We start from the raw sequence: 14,901 nt of genomic DNA on the forward strand, positions 1-14,901 counted from the left end.
GCCCGCGTTGCAGAAGTGAGCGAGGCGTCGGAACTGCCAATCTCCCCCCTTGTGGGGGAGATGTCCGGCAGGACAGAGGGGGGCGCGACGGATCGCAAGCTCTCTCCGGACCGCTACGCTGTTCGGTTTCAGGTATGCTGGCCTGCCAATGACACACGTCTTCACCATCGCCATCGACGGTCCGGCCGGAGCCGGCAAGGGCACCCTCGCCCGGCGTCTGGCCGATCACTACCGACTGAACCTGCTCGACACCGGCCTCACCTACCGTGCCGTCGCCCATGCCTTGCTGCGGCTTGGCTTGCCGCTCGACAATGTCTCGGCGGCCGAAACGGCAGCACGTCAGGTTGACATGGCGAAGCTCGACCGGGCCGTCTTGTCGGCGCATGCTGTTGGCGAAGCGGCCTCGAAGGTCGCGGTGTTTCCGACCGTGCGGCGCATCCTGGTGGAGAAACAGCGCGAGTTTGCCAAATCCCCCCCGGGCGCCGTGCTCGACGGTCGCGACATCGGCACCGTGGTGTGCCCCGATGCCGACATCAAACTCTATGTGACCGCGAGCGCCGAAGTGCGGGCAAGACGCCGGCTGGCCGAGATCGAGAGCATCGGCGGCACGGCTGATTTCACCGAAATCCTCGCCGATATCCGGCGCCGCGACGAGCGTGACATGGGCCGCGCCGACTCGCCCTTGAAGCCTGCCCCCGACGCGCACTTGCTTGATACCAGCGAAATGGCTATAGAAGCCGCGTTTCTCGCGGCCAGAGCTGTCATCGACGACGTGCTGTCCAAGGGAAACAAGGCCTGATCCGGGTTTTTCCTCGTGCTTCCGTTGCTGGAGGCGAAGGAAATACCCATATCGGGCACGAACCAGCCTGCCAGCATTCTTCATGCGCCGGACTTGCCGCCTTAAGCGGCCAAGGGCTCTTTGCCCGGAACGCCGGCAGGCCAACGCAACGCTAACCCACGGCGCACGCCCCGCTAAAGATGCGGGGTATTCCAGGAGAAACAATGTCTGTAGCAAATCCCTCTCGCGACGATTTCGCGAGCATGCTCGAAGAATCATTCACCGCCGGCCATTCCGGCGAGGGCCAGGTTGTCCGGGGCACGATCACCGCGATCGAAAAGGACATGGCCATCATCGACGTCGGCCTCAAGGTCGAAGGCCGCGTGCCGCTGAAGGAATTCGGCGCCAAGGGCAAGGAATCCACCCTGAAGGTCGGCGACACGGTCGAAGTCTATGTCGAGCGTATCGAGAACGCGCTTGGCGAAGCCATGCTGTCGCGCGAGAAGGCTCGCCGCGAAGAGAGCTGGGTGCGTCTCGAAGAGAAGTTCACCAAGGGTGAGCGCGTCGAAGGCGTCATCTTCAACCAGGTCAAGGGTGGCTTTACCGTCGACCTCGACGGCGCCGTGGCGTTCCTGCCGCGCAGCCAGGTCGACATCCGCCCGATCCGCGACGTCTCGCCGCTGATGCACAACCCGCAGCCTTTCGAGATCCTCAAGATGGATCGCCGCCGCGGCAACATCGTGGTGTCGCGCCGCACCGTGCTCGAGGAGAGCCGCGCCGAACAGCGTTCGGAAATCGTGCAGAACCTCGAAGAGGGACAGGTTGTCGAAGGCGTGGTCAAGAACATCACCGACTACGGTGCGTTCGTCGACCTCGGCGGCATCGACGGCCTGCTGCATGTCACCGACATGGCATGGCGCCGCGTCAACCATCCGACCGAGATCCTCAACATCGGCCAGACGGTCAAGGTGCAGATCATCCGCATCAACCAGGAAACGCATCGTATCTCGCTCGGCATGAAGCAGCTCGAGAGCGATCCTTGGTCGGAGATCGGCACCAAGTTCCCGATCGGCAAGAAGATCAAGGGCACCGTCACCAACATCACCGACTACGGCGCGTTCGTCGAGCTGGAGCCGGGCATCGAAGGCCTCATCCACGTTTCGGAAATGTCGTGGACCAAGAAGAACGTGCACCCCGGAAAGATCCTGTCGACGACGCAGGAAGTCGATGTCGTGGTGCTCGAAGTCGATCCGGCCAAGCGCCGCATCTCGCTCGGTCTCAAGCAGACGCTGGAGAACCCGTGGGAGGCTTTCGCTCGCAGCCATCCGGTCGGCAGCCAGGTCGAGGGCGAGGTCAAGAACAAGACCGAGTTCGGCCTGTTCATCGGCCTGGAAGGCGACGTGGACGGCATGGTGCACCTTTCCGACCTCGACTGGACCCGTCCGGGCGAGCAGGTGATCGAGGAGTACAATCGCGGCGACATGGTCAAGGCGCAGGTGCTCGACGTCGACATCGAGAAGGAGCGCATCTCGCTCGGCATCAAGCAGCTGGCCCGCGACACGGTTGGCGAAGCGGCGACTTCAGGCGAGCTGCGCAAGAACGCCGTCGTCACCTGTGAGGTCATCGGCGTCAAGGATGGCGGTCTGGAAGTGCGGCTGGTGGAAAGCGGCATCGAGACCTTCATCAAGCGCTCCGACCTTTCCCGTGACCGCGACGAGCAGCGCCCCGAGCGCTTCACCGTCGGCCAGAAGGTCGACGCCCGCGTCATCGCCTTCGACAAGAAGACCCGCAAGCTGCAGGTCTCGATCAAGGCGCTGGAAATCGCCGAGGAGAAGGAAGCGGTCGCCCAGTACGGCTCGACCGACTCCGGCGCCTCGCTGGGCGACATCCTGGGCGCCGCGCTGAAGAAGCAGGGCAGCTAATCGCCCTTTCGCACAGGCCCGAAACAAAACCCCGCCGGAGCGATCCGGCGGGGTTTTTCTTTGTCGGAAACTCGGACGCAGCCCGAGGATCGTCGAAGTCAACTATGCGCGTTATGCGCGACCGTAGAGCGGCACCAGCGTGCCGCTCATCGCCTGGTTGGCGGGCGAGGCAAGGTAGGCGATGGCCTCGGCCGCCGCTTCAAGGCTGACCCATTTGCTGAAATCGGCATCCGGCATGTCGGCACGGTTGGCCGGCGTGTCGAGCGTCGAGGGGGCCACCGCATTGACCAGGATGCCCTGGTGCTTCAGCTCTTCCGCCATCGCCACCGTCATCGCCGCGACCGCTGCTTTGGAGGCGGCATAGGCGACCATGCCCGAGCCGCGGCGCGGATCGAGCCCGGCGCGTGCCGTGACATTGACGACGCGGCCGGCGGTGCCCGCCGCCAGCATCGAGCGCACCGCCGCACGGCTGCACAGGAACGCGGTGCGGGCATTGGTATCCATCATCTCGGCAAAGGAGGCGGATTCGATCTTCTCCACAGGCGCCTTGGCAAAGCCGCCGGCCAGATGGATCGATCCCCACAGGGCGGGAACCTGGGCATAGAAGGCTTCGACCTTGGCGGAGTCCGACAGGTCGACATTGTGTGCCAGCCTGACGTTCTCGTGTGTGGTGAAAGGGAAATGCGAAGGTGCCGCGGCATGGGCGTTCGGCACATGGCAGACCGCGCCCTCGCCCAGCAGCTTGCCGACGACCGCGCCGCCGAGCGCACCGGTCCCACCGGTCACAACGATGTGCCTGCCCTGAAGTGTTTCCGTCATCCTGGACCGCTCCTGTCTTTTTTTGATTATGTCGCTTGTTTCGCCGCGCCGACGCGAAGCGTCGCGCCTTTCGTGCGATCACTCAATTGATATCTCGACATGGCAGCCGTCGCGTCTTTGCATGTGTCGGGCAGCGGCGATTGTTGCCGCGCAAAAGCCAAGCCGGCGAATGACCACGATGCAGGTAGGAAAATCGACGCCGGCGTGAAGCTTCACTCGACCGTGATTTCGATGACGCGCGGCAACCCCGTTGCCCGGGCGCGCTTCAGCGCGAGTGGTAAGGCGCCGGTATCGGCGATCCGTTCGGCGCCGATGCCATAGGCCTCGGCCAGTTTGCAGAAATCCGGCGGTGCCGGGGACACGCCGACGGGTTCCACGCCGACGTCGAGCATCGAAGTCTCGATCTCGCGATAGCCCCTGTTATTCCAGACGACGAAGATAACGGGTGCCGCGGCATCGAGCGCCGCGCCGAGCTCGGGTAAGGTGAACTGGAAGCCACCGTCGCCGGTGAGGCAGACGATCGGCGCGTCGGGCATGGCGAGCGCCGCGCCCACCGCCGCCGGCGGGCCGTAGCCCAGCGCGCCGAAGCCGGTGGCGGCGTTGAACCAGCCGCCCGGCCGGTCGTGATCGTAATAGAGGTTGGCGGCGTAGACGGGCTGGGTGGAGTCGCCGACGATGATCGCGCCCGGCAGGGCGTCGCGGATGGCTTCCACCGCATGGACCTGCGCCGCATGGACGGGGGTCAGTTCGGCGCGAGCCGCCTTTCGCGCCGCCGCGGCGCGGTTCTTCCCGTCCTGCCTGCCCGCGTCGACCGAGCCGAGCGCGGCAAGCAAGGCTTCGATCGCCTCGGCGCAGTCGGCCTGGATGGCCACCGTCGCCGGACGGCGCGCCAGCTGATCGGCGCCGATGTCGATGCGGATCAGATTGGCCGGCAGGACAAATCCGCCATCGCCATAGCCGTCATAATCGGTCGGGCCGAACTCGGTGCCGGCGGCAATGACCAGATCGGCCTCGCCCATCAGCGCGCGGATGGCTTTCAGGCTGGGACTGGCCGGTACGCAGAGCGGATGGCGGTGGAGCAGGCCGCGCGCATTGGTCGTCTCGACGACCGGCGCGCCCAGCCTTTCGGCCAGGCGCCGCAGCGCATCCTCGGCGCGCTTGGCGCCGCCGCCGGCCAGGATGAGCGGGTGCCGAGCCGCCGCACAAAGGCTGGCCGCCGCGGCGATGGCCGTCGCCCCGGCAGCCGGTGGCGCGGCATTGCTCAGCACCGCCGCGATCCCATCGGCAGGCTTGACCATGACGTCGGTCGGAATCTCGATATGCACCGGGCCCGGCCGCGACGAGGAAAACAGCGCGAAGGCACGGGCGAGCGCGCCGGGCAGTTCGCCGGCCTCGGTGATGCGTTGCGAAAACAGCGCCACCTTTTCCATCATGCCGCGCTGGTCCGGCAGCTCGTGCAGGAAGCCCAGGCCCTTGCCAAGCGTCGGCGTGGCGTTGACGCCCGAGATTACCAGCATCGGCACCGAATCGGCGCGCGCCTGTGCCATGGCGGTGATGGTGTTGGTCAGACCCGGGCCGGTGATGACGAAGGCGACGCCCGGCCGGCCGCCGGCGCGCGCATAGCCGTCGGCCATGAAGCCCGCGCCCTGCTCGTGGCGCGGCGTGACATGGCGGATCCTCGAACGCGCCAACCCGCGATAAAGCTCGACCGTGTGGACGCCGGGAATACCGAACACGGTGTCGACGCCATGCGCCTCGAGCAGTGATATCAACGCTTCGCCAATGGTGGTCATTAGTGTTCTCCCCTTTCCGGCTCGAGGCCGAGCTCGGCTTCGACAGCCTTGATCCCAATCGCCGCCAATTCGCCGGGCGAGAACATCTCGCCGGCCAGGCAGCCTTCGATCCAGAGTCCGTCGATGATCGCGTTGATCGCGATGGCATGGTGGCGCAACTGGCTTGCGTCCGGCTTGCACTGTTCGGCGGCGAGCACTTCGGCCACAACCGCCTCCACCTCGTTGCGAAAGCCGAGATAGCCTTCGCGGTGGGCACGGGCCAGGGTCGGATCCGCACCGGCGCGGCCGATGAAGGTTGCCCAGAGCGAAAAAACCCGCGCGTCGATGATCGGCGCGTTGAGGTTGGCGGTGACGAAAGCCGCAAGGCGTTGCCGCGGCGAGGCATCTTCCATGACCAATGCTGCTTTCGCCTGCTCGGTCATGCGGCCGACCAGTGCCGTATAGGCCTCCTGCAGCAGTTCTTCCTTGCCGGGGAAATAGTGCCGGATCAGCCCCGCGGTGACGCCGGCACGCAATGCGATGGTGCGCAAGGTGGCGCCCTGCAGCCCATGTTCGGCCACGCTGTCCAGAGTCGCCTCGATCAGATCCTGCCGCCGCCGCTCCTCGCCCTCGCGACGAAACTTGCGGCGGGATGGCGCATTCATTGGCGCAGGATCGGCCGCGTCAGGCATGTCGGCCCACCTTCGCAGGCGATGCAGAGCGCATCCGCCTCGAAGACTTCAACCATGCAGCCCGCGGCCTCCATCGCGGCCTTGGTCTTGGGAAAGCCTGCAACGGCAATGACCTTGAGCGGGCTAGTCGGCAGTACGTTAAGGCTGAGGCCGTTGGAAGCAGCGAACTCCTCGGCATCGCCTTCGACCAGCCGGATGCCGCGTGCCTTCAGCATTTGATAGAACGGGGCCGGCAAAAGCGGCGAATAAACCAGCGCGAGGTCGTCGGCCAACGGGCTGATCACCGACATCAGGTGCAGGCACGCCTCTTCGCCCTGCCACAGCGGCAGATCAAAGCCGTAGACGGAAACGCCCAGCGGCGTCAGCAGGTTGGAAACCTGCTGGATGCCTTCCTGGTTGGAGCGGACACCGCGCCCGATCGCCAGCGTGCGGGCGTCCACCCAGACACAATCACCGCCTTCGACCTGACCAGGAGCCTCGACGCGGCCGAGGATCGGAATGCCCAGCCTTGTGTAGGTTTCCTCATGCAGCGAGGGCTCCCTGGCGCGTAGTGGCTTACCCATGGACAGGATCAGCGCGCCGCGACCGGTCATCAGCGATGGGTCGTGCGTGAACACCGAATCCGAAAGTCCGTCGGCCTTGTCTTCGATCCATTCGATTTCAGCGCCGGAAGCCGCTACCAACTCAGCAAGGGCCGCGTGCTGCGAGGCAGCTTTCGCCGGATTGAACCCCGGGCCATAGTGCCAGGCAGATCTGTCGGCGTCGCGCATGGCGTTGGCCGCCGACCGCATCAGCACGCGCCGCAGCGTCGCCGCCATGGACTGTGATCCGAAAGCGCTCATCGGTGCCCTTTTTAGCTGAAAAAAATCGAGAAAATTTCATGAAAGGCTATTTATACACTTGCACAACAAGGCCGCAAGTGCCGTAATGAGCGGGATTGACGGGCTCGCGCTGTTGGGTCCATGCTGAAGTCTGGAGCGGGGCAGTACAGCGTATGTTGATTAGCCGGGTAGACGTTCGACGAGCTGCCATCGACTGCACGGAGGTCACCTGTTGAGCACGGCGGGAGTTGCCGCAGCCCCATCCGGTGAGGCGCAAAATGGCGCCGCCGAAGCCATCCACGTCGAGAACCTGCACAAGAAATTCGGTGAGCTGCATGTGCTGAAGGGCGTCTCGCTGTCGGCGCGCGACGGCGAGGTCATCGCCATCATCGGCGGCTCGGGCTCAGGCAAATCGACGCTGTTGCGCTGCATCAACTGCCTGGAGAATCCGACCAGCGGCATCATTCGCGTCAATGGCGAGGAGATCAAGCTGAAGGCGGACAGCCACGGCCATACCGTGCCGGCCGACCGCAGGCAGATCGAACGCATCCGCTCCAAGCTCGGCATGGTGTTCCAGAATTTCAATCTGTGGAGCCACATGACGCTGATCGAGAACGTCATCGAGGTTCCCGTGCATGTGCTGGGCGTCAAGCGCGACGCGGCGATCGCCCAGGCCGAAAAGCTGCTCGTCCGCGTCGGCCTCGCCGAAAAGCGGGACGTCTATCCGGCCTATCTATCGGGCGGCCAGCAGCAGCGCGCCGCGATCGCTCGCGCATTGGCAATCAATCCGCGCGTCATGCTGTTCGACGAACCGACGTCGGCGCTCGACCCCGAACTGGTCGGCGAGGTGCTGAGAGTGATCGGCGACCTGGCGCGCGAAGGCCGCACCATGGTGCTGGTCACCCACGAGATGAAGTTCGCGCGCGAGGTCGCGACGCATGTCGTCTATCTCTACAATGGACTGGTCGAGGAGGAAGGCCCGCCGGAGCAGATCTTCGGCGCGCCCAGATCCGAAAGGCTCAAGCAATTCATTCGCAACATCGGCTAGCAAACCGAGGGCGGAAGAAAACCGGGAACCAACAACAAACTGGGAGTCGTGAAATGAAGACTGTTCTGAAGACGTTCGCCGCAGCGCTGCTGCTCGGCGTCGCCGCCATGGGCGTGGCCAAGGCCGATCCGGTCAAGATCGGCATCGCCGCCGAGCCGTATCCGCCGTTCACCTCGCCGGATGCTTCGGGCAAATGGGTCGGCTGGGAGATCGAGTTCATCGACGCCGTCTGCGCCGAGGAGAAGCTCGACTGCGTCATCACGCCCGTCGCCTGGGACGGCATCATCCCGGCGCTGACCACCAAGAAGATCGACCTTATCGTCTCTTCGATGTCGATCACCGACGAACGCAAGAAGACGATCGACTTCTCGGATAAGTACTACAACACGCCGACGGCGATCATCGGACCGAAGGACCAGAAATTCGGCTCCGCGCCGGACGATCTCAAGGGCAAGATCCTGGGCGTCCAGGTATCGACCGTGCATGCCGTCTACGCCAAGAAGCATTTCGGCGCCACGGCATCCGAGATCAAGGAGTACCAGACGCAGGACGAGGCCAACAACGACCTTGCCGCCGGGCGCCTCGATGCGGTGCAGGCCGATTCCATCGCGCTTGGCGAGTTCCTCAAGACCGACCAGGGCAAGGCCTGCTGCGACCTGAAGGGCATGGTGGCTCCGGACGACGAAGTGCTCGGACCGGGCGTTGGCGCCGGCGTGCGCAAGGAAGACACCGAGCTGAAGGAAAAGATCAACGCCGGCATCAAGGCGATCCGCGCCAATGGCAAGTATGACGAGATCTCGAAGAAATACTTCGATTTCGACATATATGGTGGCAGCGGCGCGCAGTCGAACTGACGTGGCGATGCCATGCAGCCGGACTGACGCGGCGGTGCCACGCAGTCGGACTGACGACCATCGCATGGGCTGGAAGACAAGGCACTGACGCCAAGTCCTCCAACCCGACCTTTCCCACGCACCCTTGCCGCCGGCGGCTTGCGCCGGCGGATTGAGCCAGCAATCCGGGGGCGAAGCTGATCGATTCATTTCTTCCGGCCTCTGCGGCCGGCATCATCGAACTCCTGTCGCCCGCGCCCGTCGGCTGGGGCGGGACGCTCATGCTTGGGCTGCTGCATTCGCTTGAGATCGCCGTCGGCGCCACGATCGTCGGACTGTTGATCGGAACCGGCGGTGCCTATGGCAAGCTTTATGGCGGCCCCGTGGTGCGCGACCTGCTGGCGGTCTACACGACCATCGTGCGCGCGGTACCGGAACTGGTGCTGATCCTGCTCCTCTACTACGCCGGTACCGACCTGATAAACCAGATGCTGACCGCCATGGGCTATCAGCGCGTCGACATCAGCGGGCTGGTGGCCGGCATCGCGGTGCTCGGTTTCGTCCAGGGTGCCTACTCGACCGAGGTCATACGCGGCGCCATTCTTGCCGTCCCGCAAGGCCAGATCGAAGCTGCCCGCGCTTACGGCATGTCTCCCGGCCTTCTCTTGCGGCGCATCACGTTGCCGGCAATGCTGCCCTTCGCCATTCCAGGTCTCGCCAATCTGTGGCTGATCGCCACCAAGGATACGGCGCTGCTGGCCGTGGTCGGCTTCTTCGAATTGACGTTGGCGACGCGGCAGGCGGCGGGCGTCACCAAGGCCTATCTGATATTCTATCTCGCGGCCGGCATGCTCTATCTGGCCGTGACGCTGTTTTCGAACCTCATTCTTGGTCGCGTCGAGAAATGGGCGCGGCGCGGCATGCCTTCGATCAAGGAAGCACACTGATGGCGAGCGAAGCGGCCATCATCAACAGCGCGGCTCGCGCCTCGCTCTGGCTGCAACCGCATCGCATCGTCCTGATCCTGATTGCGCTCGGGCTGGTGCTGTCCGCGGCGTTCTTCATGCGCTGGGACTGGCTGCCGCAATATTACGGCCTGGCCCTGCTCGGCATCTGGCGCGCGTTGTGGATCCTGGCCGTCACCTGTCTGTTGGGCTTCCTGATCGCCGTGCCGGTCGGATTGGCACAGGCTGGCGGCCCGATCTGGTTCGCGGCGCCGGCGAAGGTCTTCTGCACCGTCATCAGGGGAACGCCGCTGCTGTTGCAGCTGTGGCTGCTCTATTACGGGCTGGGTTCGTTGTTTCCGCAATATCCGTGGATCCGCGAATCCTGGATGTGGCCCTATCTCAGGCAGGCATGGCCTTACGCCGTCCTGGCGCTGACGCTCTCGTTCGCGGGTTACGAGGGCGAAGTGATGCGCGGCGCCTTTGCCGGCGTGCCGAAGGGGCAGCTCGAAGCCGCACGTGCGTTCGGCATGAGCCGCTGGAAGATCTTCCGGCGTATCTGGCTGCCGCAGGCCTTCTACCGGGCGCTGCCGACGCTGACGGGGGAAACCGTGCTGCAGCTGAAATCGACGCCGCTGGTGGCGACCATCAGCGTCATCGACATCTTCGCCGTTTCGTCGAAGGTCAGACAGGACACTTACCTCACCTATGAGCCCTTGCTGCTGCTTGCCTTGATCTATATGGCGATCACCGGCATTCTGGTCTTCGCCTTCGGCAGGATCGAGGCGCGGATTCCGAACAAGATCGGCTAGGGACCTAGTGAGTAGGGATTGGTGAGTAGGAAGTGGCTAGCCGCCACCACCCAATGCTGACTACTCACTACTCACCACTCACTAAAGGCAGTCGCCATGCAACTCAGTCTCGAACAGGCAACCGGGCTGTGCCGCATGGCGGCGCTGGGTGCGGGCGCCAACGAGGAAGCGGCGCAATCGCTCACCGCCTCGATCATATCGGCCGAGGCAGAAGGACTCTCGACCGTCGGATTGTCGCATTTCATCGACTATCTCGAAGCGCTGGAGGCCGGCCGCATCGACGGCAATGCCGAGCCGGTGATCACCCGGCCGGCGCTCGCAGTCTATCTTTCCGATGCGCAAGGCGGGCTGGCGCATACCGGCTTCGACCGCACGCTCGACGATCTCGCCAAGGCGGCAAGACTGTTCGGCGTCGCCATCTTTTCGCAGAAGAATGCCTATACATGCGGCGCCCTCGGCTACTTTACCGGAAGGCTGGCAGCGCAGGGGCTGGTCTCCTTCGCTGCCACCAACGGTCCCGCCGTGCTTGCCGGTTCGGGCTCGGTCAAGCCGGTCTATTGCACCAACCCGATGTCCTTCGCCGCACCCGCCGCCGACGGCCCGCCGCTGGTCATCGACCAGTCGTCGAGCGCCACCGCCTTCGTCAATATCCGCAAGGCGGCCGAGGACGGCAAGAAGATCCCCGAAGGCTGGGCGCTCGATGCCAGCGGCAATCCCACTACAGATCCGGCCGCAGCCATGAAGGGCGCCATGCTCGCCTTCGGTGGCCAGCGCGGCGCCAACATCGCGCTGATGGTCGAGGTGCTGGCGGCGGGTCTGTCGGGGGCAAACTGGTCGCTCGATGCGCCCTGGTTCACCGGCGGCCCGGACAATCCCGGCACCGGCCTGTTCGTGCTGGCCGTCGAGCCCAAGCTGCTCGATCCGGATTTCGAGCAGCGGATGAAGGATCAGCTCGACCGGCTGCGCCGGCGCTACGGCGTGCACATACCGGGCCGCTCCCGGGCCGAGGCGGCGGAGAAGGCCGCGGCACGGGGCATCAAGGTCTCCAAGGCCGTGGTGCAGCGCATTTCCGAATTCGCCGAGCGCTATTCGGCCTGAAATAAATTCTTCTTTTCAGCTCATCAGCTGCCGGCGCCTGCCCGCGGCATGGCCATGCGTGTTTTTTTCGCGCGCGGTCTGAACCTTTTCGAGCGTCGGGGCGACCAATGCCTGTCCAGGGCAGGATGAGCTTGCCCGATTCAGACCGGGGGAACAGCAAGTCACATCGAAACCTGCTCCACGCCAAGGCATGCCCTTCGCGTCCCGGAAAGCCCAACCTCAATGAAAGGATACCACCATGACCAGCACCAAGACAACCATTCTGACCGCAGTCCTTCTCCTCGGCTCGTTCATGGGCGCGACCCAGGCGGCCAACCTGAAGGGCGCGCCGGTCAAGCCGTCCAGTCCAGGCGTCATTGCCGCGCCGGGCGGCGGCGCTACCGAGGACCACTATTGCAAGAACGGTCACGCGAAATTCGCCAGTTGCAGCACCGATTTCATCGCGGCCTGCAAGAAGGTCGGTGGCACCATGTCGGATGTCCAGGGCTGGGGTGGGCGTACTTGCTTCACGCCCTCCTGATACCGTCTCAGGTCAGGCCGCTCCGTCGGCCCCTGGCTTCGCATGGATGTCATCCGGAAAACCCCGCCTCGGCGGGGTTTTCTGCGTCAGGCAAGGCGTTCTGAAGCGCATTTGTCCTGATGCAATTCCCAAGCTGTTTTTCCTGGGAAAGCCGCTTCACAGCGACGACGCGTCACCCTTTGCGTTTGACGCGAAACGGATTATGAAACGGCTTCAGCCAAGCTTTCGAGCGCCGGAGCCAGCCATGACCGAAATCCTGCAGACCCCCAAGCTCGTCGTCATTTTCGGCGGGTCGGGCTTTGTCGGCCGCCACGTGGTGCGGGCCTTGGCCAAGCGCGGCTATCGCATCAGGGTCGCCTGCCGCCGGCCCGATCTCGCCGGCCATTTGCAGCCGCTCGGCAATGTCGGCCAGATCCAGCCCGTGCAGGCCAATGTGCGCGTGCGCTGGTCGGTCGATCGCGCCGTGCAGGGCGCCGATCATGTCGTCAACCTGGTTGCCGTGCTGCATGAGAGCGGGCGGCAGAAATTCACGGCCGTGCACGAATTCGGCGCTCGCGCCGTGGCCGAAGCGGCACGCGCAGCGGGCGCCGGCCTGACCCATATTTCGGCCCTGGGCGCCGACCTGGAAGCCGCATCCAACTATGCACGCACCAAGGCGCTTGGTGAAAAGGCCGTTCTGGAGACGATCAAGGACGCCGTGATCCTGCGGCCGTCGATCAATTTCGGACCGGAAGATAGTTTCTTCAACCGCTTCGCCAACATGGCGCGTTATTCGCCGGCACTGCCGCTGATCGGCGGCGGCCACACCAAGTTCCAGCTGGTCTATGTCGGCGACGTCGCCGAAGCGGTGGCGCGCTCGGTCGATGGCAAGGTCAAGGGCGGTCAGATCTACGAGCTTGGCGGCCCGCAGGTGCTTACTTTCAAGGAAAGCATGCAGGAAATGCTCGCGGTGATCGAGCGCAAGCGCCTACTGGTTCCGGTGCCGTGGTGGGTGGCGAACCTGCAGGCGTCGATCCTGGGCCTCTTGCCCAACCCGCTGCTGACCAAGGACCAGGTGCTGCAATTGCGCGAGCATAATGTCGTGTCGGAGGAGGCCGCCAGGGCCAACCGCACGCTTGCCGGCCTCGGCATCCAGCCGCAGGCGCTCGGCACGATCCTGCCAAGCTATCTCTGGCGTTTTCGCGCGGCCGGCCAGTTCCAGCGCAAACCGGCGGTCTGAACATAGGCCGACGGCGGGCGATTACAGGCGCGAAGTGATCCGCATGGGCAGCCCGCCTTGCGGCTGGGTGGTCAGCTTCTGGACCGGCCACGGCCTGGTTTGCGCGATGGAATCGAAGCGGAAACGCGACAGCAGGACGGCGAGCGCGATGATCGCTTCCTGCATGGCGAAGCTGGCGCCGATGCAGACGCGCGGCCCGGCGCCGAACGGCAGATACTGAAAGCGGTCGATCTTTTCGCGGTTGCCCGGATGGAACCGCTCCGGCATGAACGCGTCCGGCCTGTCCCACAGCTTCCTGTGACGGTGGACGACCCAAGGCATGACCAGCACGGCCGCGCGCCCCGGGATGTGGAGATCCCTCCAGTTCTCCGGCTCGATCGGCTCGCGGTTGATCGACGGCGCCGGCGGATAGAGCCTGAGCGCCTCGTCGAAGGCGGCGCGGGTGAGCGGCATGGCGTCCAGCCATCTGGTCGGATCGGGCTCGCGCGCCAGCACGGCATCGATCTCGCGCTCGATCTTTTCCCGCTCCCATGGCGCCTCGGCCAGGCAATAGAGCGTCCAGCCCAAGGCTCGCGCCGTGGTCTCATGGCCGGCACCGATGAAGGTGATGATGTTGTCCTCGACTTCCGAGCGTGTCAGCCCGTCCGGCCCCTCGGCCTTGAGCAGGAGGGTCAGGAAATCCTGCGGCACGGCATCGGCATCGCGCCTGAGTTTCTGTTCGCGTATCTTGACCGTATTGCTGACGATCTTGCGGAAATAGGCCATGGTCTTGCGGCCGCGGATGCGGGTAAGCCGTGGCAGCCATTCGGGCGCGCGCAGCAGGTCTAGCGGATCGACGCGGCCCATGGTCTCGAACAGCCGGTCGATCTCCTTGGCGAAACTGCCCGGCTCCCCCGCGATTTCCCCGGAGAACAGCGTCTCGGCCAGGATGTCGTAGGTCAGCAGCGTCATGTCGTGGGCAATGTCGGAGGTGCCGCCATCCTCGTAACGGGAGGCGAATTCAAGCGTGCGCTTGAGCATCGGCCCCGCGAAACCAAAGATGTGACGCGGCGTGAACACCGGCGCCATCGCCTTGCGCGAACGCTTCCAGACCTCGCCTTCGGCCGTCAGCAAGCCGTCGCGCAGGATCGGCCGCAGGATGAGCTGGCGCACCGTCGCCATCTTGTAGTTCCTGGCATTGTCGACCAGGACATGGCGAATGAGCCCCGGGTCATTGGCGATGACCAGCGGTCCACCGACGCCGTTCACCGAGATCCAGGGCTCGTTGTAGGTCGGCTCTCCCCACAGCTCGAGCGGGTTGCGGTAGACGATGCGCATCATCTCCAGCGTCGAGGGCGGCGATGTGCGCGGCCTCGGCGCCGGCGGAACGAAGGGGGCGGGCTGAGTGTCCATGGCTGCTCCGCTGGCAAGCGCGTCGCGCTAGTCCTTGCCTCCGTTCGATGTAGTGACTGACGCACGGCGCGTCCATGTGGCCTGACGGTAAAAGCCCGTGCCCCGACGGGACGGAGCGATGCTCCCATCATCCGATTGTGACCGCTCGCCAAACGGCGCGGTCTTGTCCATGACGGCGCTCTGCCGTAGGTCACAGTCACCAACAGATACCGTCAATCGAAGGAGCCCGCC

At 64.7% G+C, this 14,901-nt stretch carries 14 protein-coding genes; 9 read left to right on the plus strand and 5 right to left on the minus strand.

What is annotated here, in order from left to right; all coding sequences use genetic code 11:
* Window positions 1-148 precede the first annotated feature (148 nt).
* Both cmk and rpsA read left to right on the plus strand, forming a co-directional pair.
* A complete protein-coding gene (cmk, locus tag FJ946_RS15200) occupies window positions 149-799 on the plus strand; it encodes a (d)CMP kinase (RefSeq protein ID WP_140564981.1) in 651 nt (216 codons plus the stop codon).
* A gap of 203 nt (window positions 800-1,002) precedes the next feature.
* Window positions 1,003-2,700, plus strand: coding sequence for a 30S ribosomal protein S1 (gene rpsA, locus FJ946_RS15205; protein ID WP_140497246.1), 1,698 nt, complete (start codon window positions 1,003-1,005; stop codon window positions 2,698-2,700).
* A 111-nt stretch (window positions 2,701-2,811) separates the two neighbouring features.
* Here rpsA and FJ946_RS15210 read toward each other — a convergent pair whose 3' ends face one another.
* The 4 genes from FJ946_RS15210 to FJ946_RS15225 form a co-directional block, all read right to left on the minus strand.
* Window positions 2,812-3,519, minus strand: coding sequence for an SDR family NAD(P)-dependent oxidoreductase (locus tag FJ946_RS15210; protein WP_140497248.1), 708 nt, complete (start codon window positions 3,517-3,519; stop codon window positions 2,812-2,814).
* Between the two features lie 212 nt (window positions 3,520-3,731).
* Complete coding sequence (locus FJ946_RS15215) at window positions 3,732-5,312, minus strand: 5-guanidino-2-oxopentanoate decarboxylase (RefSeq protein ID WP_140556907.1); 1,581 nt, start codon at window positions 5,310-5,312, stop codon at window positions 3,732-3,734.
* Complete coding sequence (locus FJ946_RS15220; RefSeq protein ID WP_140497252.1) at window positions 5,312-5,983, minus strand: TetR family transcriptional regulator C-terminal domain-containing protein; 672 nt, start codon at window positions 5,981-5,983, stop codon at window positions 5,312-5,314. The genes FJ946_RS15215 and FJ946_RS15220 overlap by 1 nt, the downstream gene beginning before the upstream one ends.
* Window positions 5,953-6,825 carry a dimethylarginine dimethylaminohydrolase family protein gene (locus tag FJ946_RS15225; RefSeq protein ID WP_140525839.1) on the minus strand — a complete coding sequence of 291 codons (873 nt, stop codon included), beginning with the start codon at window positions 6,823-6,825 and terminating at the stop codon, window positions 5,953-5,955. Before FJ946_RS15225 ends, FJ946_RS15220 begins: the two co-directional genes overlap by 31 nt.
* 211 nt (window positions 6,826-7,036) lie before the next feature.
* Between FJ946_RS15225 and FJ946_RS15230 the strand changes: the two genes are divergently transcribed.
* From FJ946_RS15230 to FJ946_RS15260, 7 genes are all read left to right on the plus strand, one after another.
* Window positions 7,037-7,852, plus strand: coding sequence for an ABC transporter ATP-binding protein (locus FJ946_RS15230; protein WP_140497256.1), 816 nt, complete (start codon window positions 7,037-7,039; stop codon window positions 7,850-7,852).
* Window positions 7,853-7,905: 53 nt separating this feature from the next.
* The gene (locus tag FJ946_RS15235; RefSeq protein ID WP_140512875.1) at window positions 7,906-8,706 is read left to right on the plus strand and encodes a transporter substrate-binding domain-containing protein; all 801 of its coding nucleotides are present in this window, start codon (window positions 7,906-7,908) and stop codon (window positions 8,704-8,706) included.
* Window positions 8,707-8,966: 260 nt separating this feature from the next.
* Entirely contained in the window at window positions 8,967-9,632 is a 666-nt protein-coding gene (locus FJ946_RS15240; RefSeq protein WP_140556911.1) for an ABC transporter permease, read from the plus strand.
* A complete protein-coding gene (locus tag FJ946_RS15245) occupies window positions 9,632-10,441 on the plus strand; it encodes an ABC transporter permease (protein WP_140497262.1) in 810 nt (269 codons plus the stop codon). Before FJ946_RS15240 ends, FJ946_RS15245 begins: the two co-directional genes overlap by 1 nt.
* Window positions 10,442-10,537: 96 nt before the next feature.
* Entirely contained in the window at window positions 10,538-11,539 is a 1,002-nt protein-coding gene (locus FJ946_RS15250) for an Ldh family oxidoreductase (RefSeq protein WP_140564982.1), read from the plus strand.
* Window positions 11,540-11,777: 238 nt separating this feature from the next.
* Window positions 11,778-12,059 (plus strand): hypothetical protein, encoded by a 282-nt coding sequence (locus tag FJ946_RS15255; RefSeq protein WP_140564983.1) that lies wholly within the window; start codon window positions 11,778-11,780, stop codon window positions 12,057-12,059.
* Window positions 12,060-12,303: 244 nt separating this feature from the next.
* Window positions 12,304-13,278 (plus strand): complex I NDUFA9 subunit family protein, encoded by a 975-nt coding sequence (locus tag FJ946_RS15260; RefSeq protein WP_140559777.1) that lies wholly within the window; start codon window positions 12,304-12,306, stop codon window positions 13,276-13,278.
* Between the two features lie 21 nt (window positions 13,279-13,299).
* On the opposite strand, the gene FJ946_RS15265 is transcribed toward FJ946_RS15260, so the two are convergent.
* On the minus strand, window positions 13,300-14,670 hold the full coding sequence (locus tag FJ946_RS15265) for a cytochrome P450 (protein ID WP_140564984.1): 1,371 nt from the start codon (window positions 14,668-14,670) through the stop codon (window positions 13,300-13,302).
* Window positions 14,671-14,901 lie beyond the last annotated feature (231 nt).

The organism is Mesorhizobium sp. B2-4-7 (assembly GCF_006442685.1).
In the GTDB taxonomy this organism is placed as follows: domain Bacteria; phylum Pseudomonadota; class Alphaproteobacteria; order Rhizobiales; family Rhizobiaceae; genus Mesorhizobium.